We start from the raw sequence: 21,116 nt of genomic DNA, 5'->3' as shown, positions 1-21,116 counted from the left end.
GGCGCAGGGACCCCCCGGTCGATTCAGGGAAGCGCGGGAATTCATTCTGCTCCTCGGCCTGCGGGTGTGAAACGATTCATGACATTTCATGGTCGTCGACGGCACGTATGGGCGGGGCCGCGGTCGCCGACGAGTTGGTCACGCGGGGCGCGAGGCGGGTTGGCGGAGCGAGGACGGGACGCTCGTGGTCGACGTCCTCGCCCCGCCGCACCTTCCCGCGGCCGTACCTCGCGTCCGCCTGGCCGCCGGCCACGATCCGGCATCCGCTGGCCGGCCTCGAATGCCCGCGGGGGTTGCTCAGGCCAGGAAGGCGGGCCTGAGCACCTCCTCGCACCACTGGCGGAAGCCGGTGGGGCCGGGCGGTGTGGCGCGGTGCTCCTCGTCGTAGGCGCCGTTGTTCTGGGCCACGGCCATGTCGGCCAGACCCTGCGCCCAGGCCTTGCTCGCCCCGTGCTCCAGCATCGTCGCGCGGTAGGCCTCGACCGGCACCTGCTGGAAGCGGACGGGCCGCTCCAGCACCTCGGAGACGATCCGGGCCACGCCGGCGGGGGACAGGGAGTCGGGGCTGACCACGGGCACGGCGCCCTGACCGCTCCACGAGTCGTCGAGCAGGAGCTCGGCGGCCTTCGCGGCGATGTCGCGGGTGGCGACGAGAGCGAAGGTGTGATCCGCGGGGTGGGGCCAGAAGAAGGCGCCCTGGTTTCTGATCGTGTCGAGCTGCCAGAGCAGGTTCTCCATGAAGCCCGGGGGACGCAGCGCCCGGAACTTCACGCCCGTGCCCGCGAGCAGTTCCTCGCCTGCCCGGGCCGCCGAGAGGTGGCCGGCGTTCCGCTCGATCCCGGTGCCCATGGTCGAGACGGCGACGATCCGCTGGACGCCGTGGCTGCCGATCGCCTCGCACGCAGACCGGGTGGGGTCCAGGACGTGGTCCTCCACGCTCTCGGCGCGCGGGTCCGGGGGTACCAGCCAGAACACGGCATCCGCGCCGGTGAACGCCTTCATGACCACATCGCGGTCACGGTGTGAGCCCTGCACGACTTCGACCCGCTCGCGCACATCCGGGGCGAGCCGGCCGGGATCGCGCACGATCACACGGACCGGCTCCGCTGTGCCGAGGACACGGTCGACGACCTGCCGGCCGATCTGGCCGGTGGGAGTGGTGACGACAAGCATCAGGAAGCTCCAAGAGAGTTCGCGGGAAAGGCGGTTGACGCCGCGTGGCGCGGGCCGGCGTACCGGGAGACCGCCTGCGTCGATCCTGCGCCGAAGCCGCACCGCACGGAAGGACCGGTCGGATCCCGCTTGTTACCCTCAGGGACATACCGAACGGAGGTGCCAGATCGTGGAGTCCCGGTCACTGCGCTACTTCGTCGCCGTCGCGGAGGAACTCAACTTCTCCCGAGCCGCCGAACGGCTGGGCATCTCCGCCCCGCCCCTGTCCCGTGCCATCCGCCGACTGGAGACGGACCTCGGCGTCCCCCTCTTCGAGCGCACCACCCACAGCGTCACCCTCACCCCGCCCGGCCGTGTCCTGCTGGCCGAGGCCCGGATCGCCCTCGACGCGCTGCACGCCGCCGGCCGCCGGGCCCAGCGCGCCGCCGACCCCGAGCCCAAGCTGGTCCTGGCCGTGAAGGCCGACGGCGACGCGGGCCTGCTGGAGCCCATCCTGGCCCGCTACGCCACCGAGCCCGGAGCCCGGCCCGTCACCGTCCGGCTCTCCGGCTGGCGCGAGCAGGTACGGTTGCTGCGCGAGGGCGAGGCCGACGCGGCCCTGATCTACGAGCCGTTCGACCGGACCGGTCTGGACGCCGAGCCGCTGGCCATCGAGGCCCGCCTCGCCGCTCTCCCGGCCGCCCATCCCCTGGCCGCCCGCGACCACCTCACCCTCGCCGACCTGGCCCTCCCGGGCGTCGAACCCGGCCGCCTCGACGGCCTGGACCGCTACCTGGACACCGTCGTCGAGCGCCACAGGATCGCCGACCTGCCACAACTGCTCACCCTTGTCGAACTGGGGGAGGTGGTGACGCTCCTGCCCGAGTCGGTCACGACCCGCTACCCGCGCCCGGGCGTCGTCTACCGCGAGCTGCCGGACACACCCCCGGTCACCCTGTCCATCGCCTGGCCCCAGCAGTCCCGCTCGACGGCCACGGCGGCACTGATCCGCGCGGCCACCGCGGTGGCCCCCGTCGGCGTGGCTCCCTGATACCGCTGTCAGGCCACGAGGTGAAGAGGCGGCCGGGCCGGGTGGGGCCGGCGGTCGCACGGGACGGTGTGGAGGACGTTGACCCGTCGTCGAGCCAGGCCGAGCCGGGGACCGCTCCACGATGTACGACCTGACCAGCCGCCGGAGTTGCGGACCACTGGAGCCCGCCGAGCGGGCCGCCCGACCGCAGCCGCGGGACGAAGACCCGGCGCGGACTGATCACGGTCACCGTGATGTCGTCGCGCTTCGTCATACGATCGGCCGCCATCACGCCGGCGTATCCGCCGCGGCCTGATCAGGCCGTACCCCGCCTCAGGCCCCAACTCCGCCTCAGGCCCCAACTCCGCCTCAGGCCCCAACTCCGCCTCAGGCCCCAACTCCGCCTCAGGCCCCCCACCCCGCCTGCTGCCCGCCGACGCGCTGCGCGACGATGCTCTCGGCCCAGCCGGAGCGGCGGTAGGCGGCCATCGGGTCGGGGTCCAGCCCCAGCTCCTGCCGCACCTCGGCCAGCAGCGGCCGTACATCGGTGTTGTACGCGTCCATGAGCACGGCGTTCGCCCCGAGCACATCACCCTCGCGCTGGGCGAGCGCGAGCGCTTCCCGGTCGACCAGCAGGGCCTTGGCGGTGGCTTCCTGGACGTTCATGACCGAGCGGATGATCGCCGGGATCTTGGGCTCGATGTTGTGGCACTGGTCGAGCATGAACGCGACGTCCGGCCCGAACCCGCCCCCACGCACCACCTCGTACATGATGCGGAAGAGCTGGAAGGGGTCGGCGGCGCCCACCATCAGGTCGTCGTCGGCGTAGAAGCGGGAGTTGAAGTCGAACCCGCCCAGCTTCCCCTCACGCAGCAGCGTGGCGACGATGAACTCGATGTTGGTGCCGGGCGCGTGGTGGCCGGTGTCGACGACGACCTGGGCCCTGTCGCCGAGCTTGAGACAGTGGGCGTAGGCGGTGCCCCAGTCCGGGACGTCCGTGGCGTAGAAGGCCGGCTCGAAGAACTTGTACTCCAGCAGCAGGCGCTGTCCGTCCCCGAGTCGCTCGTACACCTCGGCCAGCCCGTCGGCCAGCCGCTCCTGCCGCGCCCGGATGTCGTCCTGGCCGGGGTAGTTCGTGCCGTCGGCGAACCACAGCTTCAGGTCCCTGGACCCCGTGGCGTCCATGATGTCGACGCACTCCAGCAGATGATCGAGCGCCTTGCGCCGTACCGCCGGGTCCGCGTGGCAGATGCTGCCGAGCTTGTAGTCGTCGTCCTGGAAGGTGTTGGAGTTGATCGCCCCCAGTGCCAGCCCGCGGTCCTCGGCGTACTTGGCCAGCGCCGCGTAGTCCTCGACCTTGTCCCACGGGATGTGCAGGGCGACGGTGGGGGCCACGCCGGTGAACTCGTGCACCTTCGCCGCGTCCTGCAGCTTCTCCCAGGGGTCGCGCGGCACGCCCGGCTGGGCGAACACCTTGAAACGGGTTCCCGAGTTCCCGTACGCCCACGACGGCGTCTCGACGGCCTGGGTCCTGAGCGCGGCCTTCACCGCGGCGAGGTCGGTCACTGCGCGACTCCTGGTGATTTCGGTCGTAACGATGAAGCGTCGTGAAACGATTCAGAACGGCAAGCTAGGACCCCTTCGGAAGGGTGTCAAGCGCTCCGACCGACCCCGTTGCCCGTGATCCGGCCGTGACCTTTGGCTATCGAAACTTTTTCGACCCTGACCCATTGACGCGCCCCGGCCGCCGTGCCTACGGTCCCGGCAATCCAGTTGAAACCTTTCACGACGCGGTGGAGGCCCTCGGGTTCTCCCGCCGGTGTCGTCGAGGAGCCTCACATGACCCACCCGCCTGACACGGGGCCGACGCCGGTGCTGGCGCTGAAGGGCGTCTCCAAGTCCTTCGGCGCCGTACGCGCCCTCAGGGACGTCTCCCTGGAGCTGTTGCCCGGCGAGGTGCACGCCCTTGCCGGCGAGAACGGCGCGGGCAAGTCGACGCTGATCAAAACCCTCGCCGGGGTGCACCGGCCGGACGCCGGCCAGGTGCTGTTCGACGGTCGGCCCGTCGTGTTCCACGGCCCCGGCGACGCCCGCGACGCCGGCATCGCCGTGATCTACCAGGAACCCACCCTTTTTCCCGACCTGTCGATCGCCGAGAACATCTTCATGGGCCGCCGGCCCAAGCGGGCCCTCGGCCGGATCGACCACAATGCCACGCATGCCGCGACCCTGGCCCTGATGAAGCGCCTCGGCGTGGAACTCGACCCGGACCGGCCGGCCCGTGGTCTGTCGATCGCCGACCAGCAGATCGTCGAGATCGCCAAGGCCCTCTCCTTCGAGGCACGGGTACTGATCATGGACGAGCCGACGGCCGCCCTGACCGGCAGCGAGGTGGCGCGGCTCTTCGGGGTCGTGCGTACCCTCCGGGAACAGGGCGCGGCGGTGCTGTTCATCTCGCACCGGCTGGAGGAGATCTTCGCGATCTGCCAGAAGGTCACCACACTGCGGGACGGCGCCTGGATCTCCAGCGAGCCGATCGACGGCATGACCGAGGACGACCTCGTACGGCGCATGGTCGGCCGCGAGCTCGACGAGCTGTATCCCAAGCAGGACGTGGCGCCGGGCGAGGTGGCGTTGAGCGTGCGGCGTCTGACCCGTGAGGGGGTCTTCACCGACGTCTCCTTCGAGGTGCGGCGCGGCGAGATCGTCGGCCTCGCCGGACTCGTCGGCGCCGGCCGGACCGAGGTCGCGCGGGCCGTCTTCGGCATCGACCGGTGGGACGCCGGCGAGGTCGAGGTCGCCGGGCGCAGGCTCACCAACGGCGCCCCGTCCACGGCGATGGCGGCCGGGCTGGCCCTCGTCCCGGAGGACCGGCGCGCCCAGGGCCTGGTGATGGGCATGTCCATCGACCGCAACATCGGCCTCACCGGTCTCCGTACGACCGTCAGGGCGGGGCTGATGGACCGCGGCGCGGAACGCAGCCGCTCCCTCGACTGGGCCGTCAGGCTCCAGGTGAAGTACGCCAGGATCGCCGACGCCGTCTCCACCCTGTCCGGCGGCAACCAGCAGAAGGTGGTCCTCGCCAAGTGGCTGGCCACCGACCCGAAGGTGCTGATCGTCGACGAGCCGACGCGCGGGATCGACGTCGGTACGAAGGCGGAGGTGCACCGGCTGCTGTCCCAGCTCGCCGCCGACGGGGTGGCGGTGCTGATGATCTCCTCCGACCTGCCCGAGATCCTCGGCATGGCCGACCGCGTGCTCGTCATGCACGAGGGCCGGCTCACCGCCGAGATCCCCCGCGCCGAAGCCACCGAGGAAACCGTGATGGCCGCAGCCACCGGGAGGGCCGCCGCATGACGGTGACCACCCAGGATCAGTCCCCCGCCGTCGAGGTGCCCCACTCCGCCGGCACCCGGCTGGTCGACCGCGTGTTCAAGATGCGCGAACTCGCCATTCTGGCCGTCTTCCTGGTGATGATCGCCGTCGCCCAGGCGGGCAACAGCGAGTTCCTGTCCGAGCAGGGCGTCAAGGACCTGCTGCTCAACGCGACCATCCTGGTGCTGGTCGCCACCGGCCAGTCCCTGGTGGTGATCACGAGGAACGTCGATCTGTCGGTCGGCTCGACCCTGGGCATCAGCGCCTTCGCGGCCGGTGCCTGTCTGCACGGCGGCGGCAACGCCGTCGTCGCGATTGTCCTGGCCGTCCTGCTGGGAGTCGGTTTCGGCCTGCTCAACGGCCTGTTGGCCAGCCTCGGTCAGGTGCCCGCCCTCGTCGTCACCCTGGGCACGCTGTACATCATCCGCGGCGTCGACTCCATCTGGGTCGGCTCCCGCCAGATCACCGCGGCCGACCTCCCGGGCGGTTTCGTGGACTTCGGCTCCGGGGGCGTCTCGGCGGTGCCATGGCTGGCCCTGATCGCGCTGGTGGTGCTGGTGGCGACCGCGTACTACCTCAAACACTTCGGCAGCGGACGGGAGTTGTACGCCCTCGGCTCCAACCCCGAGGCCGCGCGCCTGGCCGGTATTCCGGTCCGCAAGCGGATCCTGGCCGCCTACACCTTCTGCGGCGGCCTCACCGGGCTCGCGGGCGCGATGTATCTGGCCCGCTTCGGAAACGTCGACTCCGGCACCGGAAACGGTTACGAACTCACCGTCGTCAGCGCGGTCGTGGTCGGCGGTGTCGTCTTCACCGGCGGCTCGGGAAGCGTGTACGGAGCCGCTCTCGGCGCCCTGTTGCTCACCTCGATCAACAGCGTGCTGCCCGCTCTCGGCGTCAGCTCCGTCTGGGTGCTCGCCATCAACGGCGTCCTGCTGCTGCTCGCCATCGCCGTCGACCGGATCGTCGCGCTGCGCGTTGCCGCCGCCCTGAAGAAGAAGTCGGACCGGAGGAACACCCCCATGGCGAAGGAGAACACCGGTGCCTGATTCGCTGAGCCGCGCCGTTCGCTGGGACACCGTCGTCGGCGCACTCCTGGCGGTACTCCTGCTGGTCTCCTTCGGCACGGTCGACGGCTTCGGCAACGCCCTCAACCTGTCCTTCCTGATCGGCAACACCCTGCCGATCGCCCTGATCGCCCTGCCGATGACCCTCCTCGTCGTCTCCGGGGAGATCGATCTGTCCGTCGCCTCGACCGCCGGCCTGTCCGGTGCGGTGATGGGCAAGCTGTGGAACGACGGTATGGCCATCGAGACGATCATTCCGCTGTGCCTGCTGCTGGGCGTGGTGTGCGGGCTGGTCAACGGGCTCCTCGTGACCCGCCTCGGGCTGCCCTCCCTCGCCGTCACCATCGGCACCCTCGCCGCCTACCGGGGCATCGCCCAGATCGTGCTCGGCTCCGACGCGGTGACCGACTTTCCCACGCAGTACCTGGACTTCGCGGCCGGCCGGGTCGGGAACTCCTTCCTGCCCCAGGCGTTCCTGCCCTTCCTGGTGCTGCTCGCCATCGCCGTGGTCGTCCTGCACGCCACCCCGTTCGGCCGGTCGCTGTTCGCGATCGGCGCGAGCGAGGAGGCCGCGCGGTTCGCCGGCATCCGGGTGAAGCGGACCAAGCTGCTGCTGTTCGTGGCCACCGGGTTCATGTCGGCGCTCACGGGTGTGTTCTGGGCGCTGCACTACGCCAGCGCGCGGTACGACAACGCCACGGGTCTCGAACTCTCCGTCGTGGCGGCCGTACTGCTCGGCGGCATCGACTTCGACGGGGGCAGGGGGACGCTGGGCGGCGCCATCGCCGGGGTGTTCCTGCTCGGGGCGCTGCAGAACGTGATGAGTCTGCTGAACGTCTCCGCGCAGTCGCAGATCGTCGTCACCGGTGTGCTGCTTGTCGTCTCCGTGCTGGGCCCTCGGGTCGCCCGGCAGATCTCGATGGCCCGGGCGGCCGGTTCCGCCGGTTAGGCCGTTCGTCGGCTGCGGGCCCGTCGTGGCCGGTCGCTCCCAACAGGTTCTCGGATTCGCTCGAACCCGGGGGACCCCCATCGTGGCGGTGTCCGCACATCAAACACAGCCCCGCGCCCCTGTCAGGCGCTACACCACTCCTCCTTGCAAAGGACCGCTCGTTATGCGCAAGCCCTCGCTCCGCCGCACCTGCGCCGCCCTCGCCGTCGGTACGTCCCTCGCCCTGGCGCTCACCGCCTGCGGCGGCACCACCAAGAAGGACGTCAAGGCCGACAACGCCTCCGCCGCCTCCGGCGGCACGGCCGACCCGAACGCCGCCACCAAGAAGGGCCTGACCGTCGGCTTCCTGCCCAAGCAGGTCAACAACCCCTACTTCACCACCGCCGACAAGGGCGGGGAGAAGGCGCTCACCGAACTCGGCTCGAAGTACAAGGAGGTGGGCCCCTCCAGCGCCACGGACACCTCCGGGCAGGTCAGTTACGTCAACACGCTCACCCAGCAGCAGGTGAACGCGATGGCGGTCTCCGCGCAGGACCCGGGTGCCCTGTGCACCGCCCTCAAGCAGGCCATGAGCAACGGCATCAAGGTCGTCACCTACGACTCCGACACCACCCCCGGCTGCCGCAACGCCTTCGTCTCGCAGGCGTCCGCCGAGGACCTCGGCCGTACCGAGGTGCAACTGCTCGCGCAGCAGATCGGGTACAAGGGCGAGATCGCCGTCCTGTCGGCCGCCCAGACGGCCACGAACCAGAACACCTGGATCGGGTACATGGAGGACGAGCTGAAGGACCCGAAGTACAAGAACATCAAGCTGGTCAAGATCGCGTACGGCAACGACGACGCCCAGCAGTCCTTCCAGCAGACCCAGGGCCTGCTCCAGCAGTACCCGGACCTGAAGGGGATCATCTCCCCGACCACCGTCGGCATCAAGGCGGCCGCCCAGTACCTGTCGGGCTCGAAGTACAAGGGCAAGGTCAGGCTGACCGGCCTCGGCACCCCGAACGACATGCGCAAGTACGTCAAGAACGGCACCGTGAACGCCTTCGAGCTGTGGGACCCGGCCAGGCTCGGCGACCTGGCCGCCCGTACCGCCGTCGCGCTGGCCTCGGGGCAGATCAGCGGCAAGGAGGGCGAGACGTTCAAGGCCGGCGGTACGACGTACACCATCGGCAAGGACGGCGTGATCACGCTGGGCAAGCCGACCGTGTTCGACGCCAAGAACATCGACCGGTTCAACTTCTGAGTAGTCGGAGGGTAGTTGATGCAGCGCGTGTGTTTCCTGCTGAAGGTCAGGGCGGACCGTCTCGACGAGTACCGTGAGCGGCACACCGCCGTGTGGCCGGAGATGCTCGACGCCCTGAAGGCGACCGGCTGGCACAACTACTCGCTGTTCCTGCGCGAGGACGGCCTGCTCGTCGGCTATCTGGAGACCGAGGACTTCGCCGCGGCCCGGGCCGGCATGGAGGCGGCCGAGGTCAACGCGCGCTGGCAGGCGGACATGGCGCCGTTCTTCGAGTCGCTGGACGGCGCCCGGCCCGACGAGGCCATGAAACCGCTCACGGAGGTGTTCCACCTGTCATGACCGCCGCCGGAAGCGGGCTCGCGACCCCCGGTGTCACCCGGCTCGGCCGCACCCTCCTCGATGCCCGGGCCCTGTACTTCGTGTCGTACGACGGCCTCGTCAACAACAACTCCTTCCAGAAGAACGGGCTGTTCACGCACGGGGGCCGGCAGTACGCGGCCTGGTACTCCGCGGACCGCAGCGCGGCCGTCGCCCGCCGCAGCCCGGGTGCGGGGGACTGGGCGAGGGTGACCCTGGACCATCGGCTCAAGAGCGACGACTCACACAACGTGATCTCGATGGGCGTCTCACGGACCGACTGCCGGCTGCACATCGTCATGGACGCGCACAGCGACGGCTTCTTCTACGTGAAGTCCGCCGCCGGACTCCTCGACGGCCAACTGCCATGGACCCGGGCCGCCTTCGGGCCCGTAGACACCACGCTGGACGGACTCGCGCTCACCCCGCGGTTCACCTATCCGCAGTTCGTCTCCACCCCCGAGGGCAGGCTCCAGCTCGGCTACCGTGCCGGGATCTCCGGCGACGGCCGCAACGCCCTTGCCGAGTACGACGGTTCGACATGGACGGCGCTGGGGGAGTGGAGCAGTTCGACGGGCACCTACTCCAGCTCGCACGGCACCAGCACCGCCCGCAACATGTACCTGCACGGCCTCGACTACGACGTCCACGGCCGGCTGCACTCCTTCTTCACCTGGCGGGAGCAGGACGCCTCCGTGATGTGCAGCGGCGGCGGCCTGACCAACCACGACACCGGCTATGTCTTCTCCGCCGACCGGGGGCGGACCTGGCGCAACGACGCCGGTGCGGTCGTGGGCACCACCGGCGGCCCGGACCAGGTCGCGGTCGACCGCCCGGGGCTGGTGGTGGACCCCCTCGCCCCCGACCACTGCCTGATGAACCAGGAGAGCCAGGCCGTCGACTCGGCCGGCCGGCCGCACGCGATCATCAGTCACGTACCCGGCCGCTTCCGGCAGTGCACCATGGACTACGTCGCCGACCGCATCGCCCACGGGCGCGCCTTCCACCTCCGCAAGAACGCCTCCGGTGCCTGGCAGAAGACCGAGATTCCGGTTCCGCTGAACTCCAGCCAGCGCACCAAGCTCGTCCTGGACCGGTACGACAACGCTTACGCGGTCTTCCCGTTCGGCCGGATCGCCGCCGCGTCGAAGGCCGCCGGGCACACCGACTGGACACTGCTGTACGACGGCGGTGACCTGAAGGCCTTCGGCGAGGTGGTGATCGACGAGACGCGGATCCGGGCGGACAACGTCCTGTCCTTCATGTACCAGGAGAAGTCCACCGGTACGACGCCCTCGCCCCTGTACGTGGCCGACTTCGCGCTGCCGGCATGACGGTAATGTGAAGGTCGTCCCGCCGCCCCTAGTCTCCTCTGGAGGTCTTCGCCCGATGACCCAGTCGGTGGGTATCAAGGACGTCGCCCGTGTCGCCGGAGTATCGGTCGGCACGGTGTCGAACGTCATCAACCGCCCGGACACCGTCGCGAGTGAGACCCGGGCGCGGGTGCTGTCCGCGATCGACCGGCTCGGCTATGTCCGCAGCGAGTCCGCGCGGCAGCTGCGCGCGGGCCGCAGCCGGATCATGGGCCTGCTCGTGCTCGACATGGGCAACCCGTTCTTCGTGGACGTGGCGCGGGGCGCCGAGCGGGCGGCCCGCGAGGCCGGGCTCGGCGTGATGGTGTGCAACAGCGCCCAGAACGCCGCTGAGGAGGCCGACTACCTGGGGCTCTTCGCCGAGCAGCGGGTGCGGGGCGTGCTGCTGACCCCGGCGGACGCCACCGGCCGGAACATCGAGACCTTCCGCCGGCACGGCATCCCGTTCGTGCTGGTCGACCGGGTCGCCGAGGGCGCCACCGAGTGCTCGGTGTCCGTGGACGACGTGGCCGGCGGCGCGCTCGCGGTGCGGCACCTGGTGGATGCGGGCCACCGCTCCATCGCCTACGTCAGCGGACCCCCCGGCCTCAACCAGGTCCGCGACCGCCGTACCGGCGCCCTGAACGCTCTCGCGGAGGCCGGGCTCGGCCCCGAGGCGCTGCGCGAGCTGCCCACCGAACGCCTCGACGTCGCCGCCGGCCGCGACGCCGGCGCCCGTCTGCTGGGCCTCGCCGACCGTCCCACCGCCGTCTTCTGCGCCAACGACCTGCTCGCCCTCGGCGTCCTGCAGGCCATGTACGCAGCCGGTGTCACCGTCCCCGACGACCTCGCCATCGTCGGCTACGACGACATCGAGTTCGCGGCGGCCGCCGCCGTACCGCTGACCTCCGTACGGCAGCCCGCCGTCACCATGGGCGCCCTCGCCGCCGAGCTGCTGCTGGAGGAGACCGAGCAGGCCGAGGGCACGCGCACGCACGAGCACCGCCGGGTGGTGCTCCAGCCTGAGCTGGTGGTGCGCCGTTCCAGCCTCGTGGCACGCTGAGCCGGGCGCTGACCGGAAGTTCAGTAAGAAACCATGATCCCCGGGCTCCGTGCGGGCCCGGTCATGTGCTGAACTGGGACCCGTCCATACCGTCCGTCCCGGGAGACCCGTTGAGCCTCAGCTACCGCCAGCCCGGCGTCATCCTCACCGACCGCCGCTTCACCGTGCCCCTCGACCACGCCGCCCCGGACGGCGAGACGATCGAGCTGTACGCCCGTGAGACGGTCGCGAGCGACAAGGCCGGGCAGGAGCTGCCGTGGCTGCTGTATCTCCAGGGCGGCCCCGGCTTCGGGGCGAATCGTTTCGTCGGACGTCAGGCCTGGCTCGACCGGGCCCTGAAGGACTACCGCGTCCTGCTGCTCGACCAGCGCGGCACCGGCAGCTCCACCCCGGCCACCCGGCAGACCCTCCCGCTCCGCGGCGGCCCCGCCGAGCAGGCCGACTACCTCACCCGTTTCCGCGCCGACGCCATCGTCCGGGACTGCGAGGCCATCCGCGCCCAGGTCACCGGCGGCGCCCCGTGGACCGTGCTCGGCCAGAGCTTCGGCGGCTTCTGCGCGGTGGCGTACCTCTCCCTCGCCCCCGAGGGCCTGGAAACCGCCGTGATCACCGGTGGCCTGCCCTCCCTGCACGCCCACGCAGACGACGTCTACCGTGCGGCCTACCCGCGCATCGAACGCAAGGTCGGCGCGCACTACGCCCGCTACCCCCAGGACGTCGAGCGGGCCCGCCGGATCGCCGACCACCTCCTCACCCATGACGTGACCCTCCCGAACGGCTACCGCTTCACGGTCGAGGCCTTCCAGTCCCTCGGCCTGATGCTCGGCGCGAGCGACGGCAGCCACCGGCTGCACCACCTGCTGGAGGACGCCTTCGTCCGCACACCGTTCGGCCTGGAGCTGTCCGACGCCTTCCAGGAACAGGCCCAGTCCCTGCTGTCGTACGCCGCCCACCCCCTCTACGCGCTCGTCCATGAGTCGATCTACGGCCAGGACGCCCGCCCCACCGCCTGGGCCGCCGAACGGATCCGCGCCGAGTTCCCGCAGTTCGACGCGGCCAAGGCACTCGCCGGCGACGCCCCCGTCCTGTTCACCGGCGAGACGGTCCACCCCTGGATGTTCGAGGCGGACCCCGCCCTGCGCCCGCTGCGTGAGACGGCCGACCTGCTCGCCGCCCGCACCGACTGGCAGCCCCTCTACGACCCCGCCCGCCTCGCCGCCAACGAGGTCCCGGTCGTGGCGGCCGTCTACCACGACGACATGTACGTCGACACCGCCCACTCCCTGGAGACCGCCCGCGCCATCCGCGGCCTGCGTACCTGGGTCACCGACGAGTTCGAACACGACGGCCTGCGCACGGGAGCGCCGCGCGTACTGGACCGACTGCTGGCGATGGCACGCGGCGACGTGTGAGAGTCCCCCCGGGTTCGAGCGAAGCCGAGAACGGGGGAGAGCGACCAGCCACAACGGCGCCGCGGACACCGGATGACCCTTCGCGGCACCCCCGGCGGAGCGCATAGTGTGCAGCCCATGACCGAGCCGAAGACCACTCAACTCCAGCCCATGCCCGAGGACTGGCAGCGCGCCCTGGCGGTGGTGGCGCACCCCGACGACCTGGAATACGGGTGCTCTGCGGCGGTCGCCGCCTGGACCGACGCCGGCCGCGAGGTCGCCTATGTCCTGGCCACCCGCGGCGAGGCGGGCATCGACACCCTCGACCCCGCCGTCTGCGGCCGGCTGCGCGAGCGCGAGCAGCGGGCCGGCGCGGCGGTCGTGGGTGTCACCTCGGTCGAGTTCCTCGACCACCGGGACGGGGTGATCGAGTACGGGCTCGCGCTGCGCCGCGACATCGCCGCCGCGATCCGCCGCCACCGCCCCGAACTGGTCATCGCCCTCAACCACCGGGACACCTGGGGCGAGGTCGCCTGGAACACCCCCGACCACGTCGCCGTGGGCCGCGCCACCCTGGACGCGGCCGCCGACGCCGGGAACCGCTGGATCTTCCCGGAACTCACCGAGCAGGGACTCGAACCCTGGAACGGGGTCCGCTGGGTCGCCATCGCCGGCTCCAGCCGGCCCACCCACGCGGTGGACGCGGGGCCCGGGCTGGAACGGGCGGTGCGCTCGCTGCTCGAACACCGCACCTACATCGAGGCGTTGACCGACCAGGACCCCGAGACGTACGTCCGCGACTTCCTCAGCACGCAGACCACCGCCGTCGCCGAGCGCTTCGGCGGCATACCGGCGGTGGCCTTCGAGGTGTTCGGCCGCTGAAGGCTCCCGGCACAGGGCGGTTGTGCAGGTCAGTAGGCTGGAGGGCATGCCGGAACAGACAGCCGACCCCTCCGACCTGCGGGGCGAGTGCGCACAGTGCTTCGGGCTGTGCTGTGTCGCCCTGCCCTTCGCCGCGTCCGCCGACTTCGCGCTGGACAAGCCCGCCGGGAAGCCGTGCCCGAACCTCCAGGGCGACCACCGCTGCGGCATCCACGCCGACCTGCGGACGAAGGGTTTCACCGGCTGCACGGTCTACGACTGCTTCGGCGCCGGACAGAAGGTCTCGCAGGTCACCTTCGGGGGGCAGGACTGGCGGACGGGGTCCAAGGAGCGCGCCCGCCAGATGTTCGACGTGTTCCCGGTCGTACGGCAGTTGCACGAGCTGCTGTGGTACCTCACCGAGGCGCTCGGCCTGCCCGCAGCCCGTCCGGTCCACCCGGAGCTGCGGCGGGCGCTGGCGGAGACCGAGCGGCTCACCCGGCAGACCCCGGAGGAACTGGCCGCGCTGGACGTGGCCGCGCACCGGCAGCAGGTCAATGTGCTGCTGCTGCGAACCAGCGAGCTGGCCCGGGCCGGTGCCGCTAGCGGGAAGGGCGGCAAGAAGGGCAAGGGCAAGGGGAAGGACCGCCGGGGCGCCGATCTCATCGGGGCCCGGCTCCGGGGCGCCGACCTGCGCGGGGCGAGCCTGCGCGGCGCGTATCTCATCGCCGCCGACCTCACCGGCGCCGATCTGCGCGACGCGGACATGATCGGCGCCGATCTGCGCGACGCCGACCTGACCGACGCGGACCTCACCGGCGCCTTCTTCCTCACCCAGCCCCAACTCAACGCGGCCCGCGGCAGCACCGGCACCAGACTCCCGGAGTCGGTGACCCGCCCCGCGCACTGGACAGCGGCCGGCTGATCCGCGACGCCGACCGAGCAAGGCTGTCTCGGTGTGGGGTGGGGACCGCGGCGGTGCCCTGGGTCGGGCGGTGTCGAGGGGATGGGTTTGGCGGGGTGTTGGGGTTCGGTGTGCGGGCGGTGTCCGGGAGGGCCGCCGGTCGGGGTGGTGAGGGCGGCGGTGGGCTGGGCCGGGGGGGCCGGGTCGGGCGGTGTCGAGGGGATGGGTTTGGCGGGGTGTTCGGGTTCGGTGTGCGGGCTGGTGTCCAGGAGGGGCGGCGCCGGTCGGGTTGGTGATGGCGGCGGTGACCCCGGCGGGGGACCGGGTTGGCGTGCGGAGCGGAAGGCCCCTGTGCTGCCCGGGCTGGTGACCTCAGTGGTGCCCGGGCCGGGCGGTGTCGAGAGGGTGGGTCTGGCGTGCTGTGCAGGTTCGGTGTGCGGGCTGGTGCACGGGAGAGCCGCCGGTCGGGATGGTAAGGGCGGCGGTGGGCAGGGCCGGGGGCCGGGTCGGCCGTGCCGAGCGGAAGGCCCCGGAGCTGCCCGCGCTGGTGACCTCGGTGGTACCCCGGGACAGGGGACGAGTCGGGCGATGGCCCCAGGGTGCCTTCCGGTGCCAGCGTGCTGATTGGTGCGTCGGACAGCCGCCGGTCGGGCCGGTGACGCCGGCGGTGTTCTGACTGGGCCCGACGGGCTGTCGGGCTTCAGTGCGCCGGCTGGTGTACCGGACAGCCGCCGGTCGGGCCGGTGGCCGGTGTGCCCTCGGTGGGCCTGTCCGTGGCATGGGCGGCGTTCGGCTCCGGGGCGCTTCCCGGCTCGCTCACCCCGTGCGCCGGGCAGGCCCCCGCCGGGTCGGGCCCGTGCCCCGGGCACGCCTGCGGCACGCTCAGCCCAGGTGTCGGGCCGGCCTCCGGTGCCTGTGCCGGCGCCGGCCGGCGTTCCAGGCTCAGCCGCAACCCCTCCGGCATCACCGTCAGCCGCTCGGTCACGGTCAGCCGGTAGGCGGGGTCGGGCAGCAGGTCGTAGCGGCGCAGCAGGAGGCCGAGGACCAGCGTCGCCTCGTGCAGGGCGAACTGGCGGCCGATGCAGGCCCGCGCGCCGGTGCCGAAGGGCTTGAAGGTGTGCGGAAGACGAGACCGTACGGCCGCCGCCTCGAAGCGGTCCGGGTCGAAGCGCTCGGCGTCCTCGCCCCAGACCTCCGGGTCGCGATGCAGCATCGGCGTCAGCACCAGGGCCCACGCGCCCCGCAGCATCGGGTGGTCGTCGGCGAGCACGGTGTCCTGCCGGGCCTCCCGGGCGAAGGCCGGGGCGGTCGGCCACAGCCGCAGGGACTCGTCCAGCACCCGGCGGACATGGCGCAGCTTGGCCACCTGGTCGTAGCCGGGCTGTGCGGTGTCGCCCCAGACGCGGTCCACCTCGGCCCGGGCCCGGGCGGCGATCTCGGGGTGCCGGGCGAGGTAGTACAGGGCGAAGGAGAGCGCGCCCGAGGTGGTCTCGTGGCCCGCGACCAGGAAGGTGATCACCTGCCTGCGGACGTTCTCCGCCGACAGCTTCTCGCCGGTCTCCGGATGCGCCGTCTCCAGCATCCGGTCCAGCAGGTCGCCCTCCCCGCGGCCCGTCCGGCGCCGCTCCGCGACCAGGTCGTCGACCGTCCTGTCCAGGTACGCCATGTCGGCCGCGTTGCGCCTGACGGCGGTGCGCAGCAGCAGCGGGGCCAGCGGCCCGGGCACGCTGTTCAGGCGCTGGGCGTAGGTGAGCGTGCCGACCATCGCGGTGACGAAGGGATGCGGGCGGTCCCGCTCGAAGGAGCCGAAATCGTGCCCGAAGCCGGTCCGTGCGATCGTCTCCAGGGTCAGCTTGGTCATGGCCCCGGGCACGTCCACCGTGCGCCCGGCCGCCGCCTCCCGGTCCCAGTGATCGGTCAGGCGCCCCGCGACCGACAGCATCATCCCGTGGTAGGCCTCCATGGCCTCCCGGCTGAAGCCGGGGGCCAGGACGTCGTGCGCGAGCTGCCAGTTGGGCTCGTCGTTGTAGGCGGTGAACAGGCCGTCCCCGGCGAGCGGCCGCAGATTGGCCACGCCGAGACCGACGTGTTTGGCGAACCGGGACTCGTCGGCCAGGTCCGCGGCCGGCCGGGCGCCCCACACGAACACGAACTCCTTGCCGAAGGCCCGCCGCCGGAAGATCGGCCCCAGCTCGCGCGCGAAACGCATGGAGTCCTGGATCGGCTTGCGCCGGTCGACGCCGAGCACATCGCCGAGCAGCGGCACCCGACGCGGCGGATGCGGGATGCGGTGCAGCTCGGGCCAGCCCAGTTCGGCGCTGCGGAATCCCTTCGGCAGCTCCGTCTCCGTCGTCTGCGTCCTTCGCGTCGTCTCCGCCATGACGCCGATCTCCCTTGATCCAGCGGACCGTTGAACCTGCGAGGTGAAGCTGTGGCGCGGTATGTTGTACGTGGGTTCAATAACTGGTTTCAGTCTGGTCCGCTTGTTGAACCCGCGTCAAGTAAAGTGACGTCATGCCCGCGAACCAGGGGGAGCGCGCCCGGCGCAGACTCAGCACCGCGGAACGCCGTGAGCAGCTGCTGTCGGTCGGCGCGAAGCTGTTCTCGGAGAGCCCCTACGACGACGTGTGGATCGAGCAGGTCGCCGAGATCGCCGGGGTCTCCCGCGGGCTGCTGTACCACTACTTCCCGACCAAGCGGGACTTCTTCGCGGCGGTCGTCGAGCGTGAGAGCGAGCGGATGCTGCGCATGACGGCGGCCGTGCCCGGTGTGCCGGTGCGCGAGCAGCTCACCGCCGGGCTCGACACCTACCTCGGTTACGTCCAGGCCCACGCCCACGGCTTCCGCGCCTTCCATCGCGCCGACGCGGCCGGCGATCAGGCCGTACGCCGCGTCTACCAGCGGGCGCTGGCCGCCCAGGAGCAGCAGATCCTCGCCGCGCTTGCCGCCGACCCCGAGTTCGGGCCCGTCTTCGAGAACGCCCCGCATGTCCGCCTGGCCGTGCGCGGCTGGCTCGCCTTCACCACCGCCGTGTGCCTGGAATGGCTGCGCGACGGCGAGTTGACCCGCGAGCAGGTGCGCGACCTGTGCGCGCGGGCGCTGTTGGGTGTCATCGCCTGACCACCGCCCACCGCCGTCCGCCCCCTGCCTGATCCTTTCCGCCGGTGGGGTGTGGTTGGCGTGCGCCCCGATCTCCGATAGGTTAGGCAAGGCTTGCCTAAGGAGGTCGAGGATGGGTGACACGCAGGACTGGACGGCCGCACCCGGCGCGGCGGAGCGGGCACGGTCGGTGCTGGCCGCCGCCTGGTCGTGCGCGGTGACCGCGGACGGCGCCCGCGAGGAGTACGTCGGCGCGCACACCGTGACCGACGGCGGCGCCGTGCGGCTGGCGGTGCCCGAGGACAGCGCCCTGCTGACCGCGGCCATCTGCGCACCGCGCCAGGAACCCTCCGCCGTACTGGAGTTCGCCGACGTGGCCCCCGTACCGATGCGGGGCCGGATCCGGGCGCGGCTGAACCTCGCCGGCTGGTTCGCCCCGGACCGCGGCACCCTGCTGTTCCGGCCCACGCGGGTGGTGCTGCGGCGGTCCTCCGGGGCCGTGGTGGTCGACCTCGGCGAATACGCCGCCGCCCGGCCCGACCCGCTCGCCGAGGCCGAGGCCCGGCTCCTGACCCACCTCGCCGACGCCCACCCGGACGCCGTCGAGCGGCTGACCCGCCTGGTGCGCCCGGAGAGCCTGCACGCCGCGACCCGCGTGCTGCCCCTCGCCGTGGACCGGCACGGACTGACCCTGCGCATCGAGCGCACCCGCGCCCATGGAGACGTACGGCTGCCCTTCCACACGCCCGCCGACGACGTCGCCCAGCTCACCGAGCGCATGCACGCCCTGCTGGCCCAGGCCGCTGCCGCCGCCTGCCCGCGCGCGCTACAGCGGCAGCGCGCAGACGGCGACGGCTGAGGCGAACGGTTCGCCGGCCGACCGGAGTTCACCGCTGTCCGTGTCGACGTGGAAGACGGTGACCGTCCCCGAGCGCTGGTTCGCCGCGAACAGCAGCCCGCCGTCCGGCGAGAGAGCGATCTGCCGCGGGAATTCCCCGCCGACCGGCACCGTGCCGAGCAGCCGCAGCCGGGCGCCGTCGGCCTCGATCGCGTACCGCGCGAGGCTGTTGTGGCCCCGGTTGGCCAGGAACGCGTACCCGCCGTTCGCCGTCACGACGAACTGCGCCGGGTAGTTGGTGCCGCCGCCGGAGCCCGTGGGCTGCGGCTCGGCGATGGTCAGGCTGCCGGAGGCCGGGTCGTAGCCGCAGACGGTGACCGTGTCGTCCACCTCGTTGGCCAGATAGGCGTACCGGCCGCCCGGATGGAAGGTCAGATGGCGCGGTCCGGCTCCGGGCCGGGCGTGCGCCTGCGCCACCTCCGTCAGCGTGCCCTTCGACTGGTCCAGGCGGTAGCTGTAGACGGTGTCGGTGCCGAGGTCGACCGCGAGGACATGGCCGCCGTCCGGGCTGGTGAGGAACTGGTGTGCGTGCGGCCCCTGTTGGCCCGGGCCGGGAGGCGGGGTGGTGTGCGTGACGACGTCGGTGCGCTCGCCGAGGGCGCCCGAGGCGTCGATGGGATGCACGGCGACACTGCCCGAACCGTAGTCGGCGCTCAGCAGCCAGCGTCCGGAGGGGTGCACCGACAGATGACAGGGTCCCGCGCCGCCCGCGCCGCGGGTGCCGAGGACCCGCCGGTCGGCGAGGCGCACGGCCGTCACACCGCCGTCCTGGCGCTCGTCCACCGCGTACAGCGTGCGGCCGTCCGGATGCACGGCGAGGTACGACGGGTCGGGGACGCCGGTGAGCGTGCCGGAGCCGGTGATCCGGCCGGTCGCCGGGTCGTAGGAGGCCAGTCCGATGCCGGCGCCGCCGCCGTCGACCGAGGTGTAGGTGCCCACGTACAGCGGACGCGGACCGGAGGGCCTGCGGAGTGGTGCGGCGGACCTGGGCTCGTCGGCCGCGGCCGGGGCGCCGGCCGGCGGGGCCGCCGGGGAGGGCACCGCAACCACGGCCGCCGTCCCCGCCACGGCTCCGACGAACCGGCGCCGGCTCCAGCCTCCGTTCACCGGCTCGTCGTCCGTGTCCATGCAGCACCTCAGGTCGTCGGTGGGCCCGGTCGTGAATGCCACCTTGGCCTCCGCCGCCCGCAAAGGGCAAGTACGGCAACGGGTGTTGCACTCCATGCAACGGCGCTTACCACTCGCCGTCCTCCACCGGCTTGCCCGGCGTGTCCTTCAGCGGGGCCACCTGGCCGGCGGACGGCGCCTGCCACGGGTCCAGGTCGTCCCCGAGCCACTCGCCGACCGGCTTGACGGAGCCCAGGGTGTCCGTCGGGGCCAGATCCTGGGCATCGGTGTCGTAGTAGTCGTACCAGGGCAGGCCCGCCCGGGTGTACGCCGCCCGGTCCACCGGCGACGGCGGGGGTGCCTCGCCGGTGATGCGCCGCCACTCCGGCGGCGTGACCAGGTGCACGAACACGCGGCCTGCGGGCTCCTCGGACCAGTCGGTCAGCGGCCGGTCGTCCCGGTACACCTCCTGGCGCATCGAGCCGCCGACGCCGAGACCCATGGCGGCGGCGCGGGGTGCCCCACCCGGAGCCGCGGGGGGCGGCATCGCCCCGGGCGCGGGGGCCGCCATCGGCATCGCCGCGCCGTACCCACCCGTCGGCCCGGCCGCCAGGGCCCTGCGCCGCGCCTCCTCCTGCTCCCGCTCGCGGCGCCGCCACTCGGTCAGGAGCGGCTCCCGCAGCGGGAACGACTGGAGTTGCACGCCGCCCCACACCTCCTCACCGGTGACCTGTCCCTCCACCGTCGCCCCCAGACCCAGCGGCACGGCGACGAACTGGCGGACGGTCCCCTTGCCGGAGTTGATGCCGTCCAGCCAGGGCTGGCGGGGCAGCGCCACATAGTTCTGCGGATCCCGGGCGAGCCGGTCGCTCCAGGGCCTGCCGGACACCGCGCACACCTTGCCGACCCCGACCTGGAGCGCCGCCGGCTCCCGCGTGCCGGAGAAGCTCAGCCACATCGCCTCGCGCAGATACACCGGCAGCATCACGCCACCGCGCGCCCGCCACTCGGCCGGGACCGTGTCCGGGTAGTCCGAGACGCGCCGGACCGGGAACTCGCCCAGGCCCGGTGGCAGCGGATGCGTGCCCGTCTCCGGCAGCCGCAGCGTGCGGATGAACCGCACCGCTACCTCGCCCGGCAACCGCAGTGTGTTCCCGTCGATCCGCACCCCGGAACCGGCCATCCCGTCGCCCCCTCGCATCCGTGCCGGTCGCCCCGGCAGCCCTCGCACTCCGTGCCGGCCGTCCCGGCACCCTGCGCGCCGAGCC

The 21,116-nt window shown here is 72.0% G+C and carries 18 protein-coding genes; 13 read left to right on the top strand and 5 right to left on the bottom strand.

Annotation, left to right across the window (positions count from 1 at the left end; genetic code table 11):
• Positions 1 to 297 precede the first annotated feature (297 nt).
• Positions 298 to 1,173 (bottom strand): NmrA family NAD(P)-binding protein, encoded by an 876-nt coding sequence (locus tag ACWCQS_RS22170; RefSeq protein WP_451006018.1) that lies wholly within the window; start codon positions 1,171 to 1,173, stop codon positions 298 to 300.
• Positions 1,174 to 1,342: 169 nt separating this feature from the next.
• On the opposite strand from ACWCQS_RS22170, the gene ACWCQS_RS22165 reads away from it, so the two are divergent.
• The gene (locus ACWCQS_RS22165; RefSeq protein WP_451006017.1) at positions 1,343 to 2,203 is read left to right on the top strand and encodes a LysR family transcriptional regulator; all 861 of its coding nucleotides are present in this window, start codon (positions 1,343 to 1,345) and stop codon (positions 2,201 to 2,203) included.
• A 384-nt stretch (positions 2,204 to 2,587) separates the two neighbouring features.
• Here the strand turns inward: ACWCQS_RS22165 and rhaI are convergent, their stop codons facing one another.
• Positions 2,588 to 3,748: an L-rhamnose isomerase gene (gene rhaI / locus ACWCQS_RS22160; protein WP_451006016.1), complete on the bottom strand. Its 1,161-nt coding sequence runs from the start codon at positions 3,746 to 3,748 to the stop codon at positions 2,588 to 2,590.
• 273 nt (positions 3,749 to 4,021) lie between these two features.
• On the opposite strand from rhaI, the gene ACWCQS_RS22155 reads away from it, so the two are divergent.
• The 10 genes from ACWCQS_RS22155 (at position 4,022) to ACWCQS_RS22110 (ending at position 14,765) form a co-directional block, all read left to right on the top strand.
• Entirely contained in the window at positions 4,022 to 5,539 is a 1,518-nt protein-coding gene (locus tag ACWCQS_RS22155; protein WP_451006015.1) for a sugar ABC transporter ATP-binding protein, read from the top strand.
• The gene (locus tag ACWCQS_RS22150) at positions 5,536 to 6,606 is read left to right on the top strand and encodes an ABC transporter permease (protein ID WP_451006014.1); all 1,071 of its coding nucleotides are present in this window, start codon (positions 5,536 to 5,538) and stop codon (positions 6,604 to 6,606) included. Before ACWCQS_RS22155 ends, ACWCQS_RS22150 begins: the two co-directional genes overlap by 4 nt.
• The gene (locus ACWCQS_RS22145; RefSeq protein WP_451006013.1) at positions 6,599 to 7,573 is read left to right on the top strand and encodes an ABC transporter permease; all 975 of its coding nucleotides are present in this window, start codon (positions 6,599 to 6,601) and stop codon (positions 7,571 to 7,573) included. Before ACWCQS_RS22150 ends, ACWCQS_RS22145 begins: the two co-directional genes overlap by 8 nt.
• Before the next feature lie 163 nt (positions 7,574 to 7,736).
• A complete protein-coding gene (rhaS, locus tag ACWCQS_RS22140; RefSeq protein ID WP_451006012.1) occupies positions 7,737 to 8,816 on the top strand; it encodes a rhamnose ABC transporter substrate-binding protein in 1,080 nt (359 codons plus the stop codon).
• 18 nt (positions 8,817 to 8,834) lie between these two features.
• Entirely contained in the window at positions 8,835 to 9,155 is a 321-nt protein-coding gene (locus tag ACWCQS_RS22135) for an L-rhamnose mutarotase (protein ID WP_451006011.1), read from the top strand.
• Positions 9,152 to 10,507 carry a BNR repeat-containing protein gene (locus ACWCQS_RS22130; RefSeq protein ID WP_451006010.1) on the top strand — a complete coding sequence of 452 codons (1,356 nt, stop codon included), beginning with the start codon at positions 9,152 to 9,154 and terminating at the stop codon, positions 10,505 to 10,507. Before ACWCQS_RS22135 ends, ACWCQS_RS22130 begins: the two co-directional genes overlap by 4 nt.
• A 55-nt stretch (positions 10,508 to 10,562) precedes the next feature.
• Positions 10,563 to 11,588, top strand: a complete 1,026-nt coding sequence (locus ACWCQS_RS22125; RefSeq protein WP_451006009.1) for a LacI family DNA-binding transcriptional regulator — start codon at positions 10,563 to 10,565, stop codon at positions 11,586 to 11,588.
• A 110-nt stretch (positions 11,589 to 11,698) separates the two neighbouring features.
• Complete coding sequence (locus ACWCQS_RS22120; protein WP_451006008.1) at positions 11,699 to 13,000, top strand: alpha/beta fold hydrolase; 1,302 nt, start codon at positions 11,699 to 11,701, stop codon at positions 12,998 to 13,000.
• A gap of 117 nt (positions 13,001 to 13,117) precedes the next feature.
• Entirely contained in the window at positions 13,118 to 13,861 is a 744-nt protein-coding gene (locus ACWCQS_RS22115; protein ID WP_451006007.1) for a PIG-L deacetylase family protein, read from the top strand.
• 46 nt (positions 13,862 to 13,907) lie between these two features.
• A complete protein-coding gene (locus tag ACWCQS_RS22110) occupies positions 13,908 to 14,765 on the top strand; it encodes a pentapeptide repeat-containing protein (protein ID WP_451006006.1) in 858 nt (285 codons plus the stop codon).
• 679 nt (positions 14,766 to 15,444) lie between these two features.
• Here the strand turns inward: ACWCQS_RS22110 and ACWCQS_RS22105 are convergent.
• Positions 15,445 to 17,124, bottom strand: coding sequence for a cytochrome P450 (locus ACWCQS_RS22105; RefSeq protein WP_451006005.1), 1,680 nt, complete (start codon positions 17,122 to 17,124; stop codon positions 15,445 to 15,447).
• Between the two features lie 134 nt (positions 17,125 to 17,258).
• Between ACWCQS_RS22105 and ACWCQS_RS22100 the strand changes: the two genes are divergently transcribed.
• The gene (locus tag ACWCQS_RS22100) at positions 17,259 to 17,864 is read left to right on the top strand and encodes a TetR/AcrR family transcriptional regulator (RefSeq protein WP_388625208.1); all 606 of its coding nucleotides are present in this window, start codon (positions 17,259 to 17,261) and stop codon (positions 17,862 to 17,864) included.
• Positions 17,865 to 17,976: 112 nt separating this feature from the next.
• Positions 17,977 to 18,702: a DUF2470 domain-containing protein gene (locus ACWCQS_RS22095; RefSeq protein ID WP_451006004.1), complete on the top strand. Its 726-nt coding sequence runs from the start codon at positions 17,977 to 17,979 to the stop codon at positions 18,700 to 18,702.
• On the opposite strand, the gene ACWCQS_RS22090 is transcribed toward ACWCQS_RS22095, so the two are convergent.
• Together ACWCQS_RS22090 and ACWCQS_RS22085 are read right to left on the bottom strand one after the other, a co-directional pair.
• Positions 18,670 to 19,869, bottom strand: coding sequence for a lactonase family protein (locus ACWCQS_RS22090; RefSeq protein ID WP_451006196.1), 1,200 nt, complete (start codon positions 19,867 to 19,869; stop codon positions 18,670 to 18,672). The genes ACWCQS_RS22095 and ACWCQS_RS22090 overlap by 33 nt on opposite strands.
• Before the next feature lie 106 nt (positions 19,870 to 19,975).
• On the bottom strand, positions 19,976 to 21,031 hold the full coding sequence (locus tag ACWCQS_RS22085; protein WP_451006003.1) for a hypothetical protein: 1,056 nt from the start codon (positions 21,029 to 21,031) through the stop codon (positions 19,976 to 19,978).
• Between the last annotated feature and the right edge of the window lie 85 nt (positions 21,032 to 21,116).

The sequence above is a fragment of the Streptomyces sp. NPDC002076 genome, assembly GCF_053593835.1.
This window is presented reverse-complemented; position numbering and strand designations above follow the sequence as displayed.